At 43.5% G+C, this 306-nt stretch carries 1 protein-coding gene; it reads right to left on the bottom strand.

Annotated elements, in window-relative coordinates:
* Positions 1–210 (bottom strand): hypothetical protein (locus tag AN394_RS22400; RefSeq protein ID WP_235576295.1); only part of this gene is annotated, 210 nt, incomplete at its 3' end.
* Positions 211–306 lie beyond the last annotated feature (96 nt).

Raw genomic sequence — 306 nt, 5'->3', positions numbered from 1 at the left:
GCCAGAAATTGAGCTTTGTCCAATCCTAAGGCTTTCTCCACTATCTGTCGAAATTGGAAAAGACTGGTAATACTCGTGAGCACATTGCTCCCGTTTAGAGTTCGATATTTCTGGCGAAGGTAAATACCCCCAATCCCAAACAGGATCCGGCTCCTTCTTCCCGCAACCAAATAAAAACAACAAAGCTAAAAGGTAACTCAAATTCTTCATAGGCTTTCTAACGCCTTACTAATGGGCGCATAAATGCTTGGCTAAAATTAGCTACGAAGGAGCGCAAGCCAAGCGTTTTGCGTCCTTTTGAGTAAC

Origin of the sequence: Pseudoalteromonas sp. P1-26 (assembly GCF_001401795.1) — a bacterium.
GTDB lineage: Bacteria > Pseudomonadota > Gammaproteobacteria > Enterobacterales > Alteromonadaceae > Pseudoalteromonas.
Note: the sequence above shows the minus strand (reverse complement) of the source record. Positions and strands in the feature narration are given on the sequence as shown.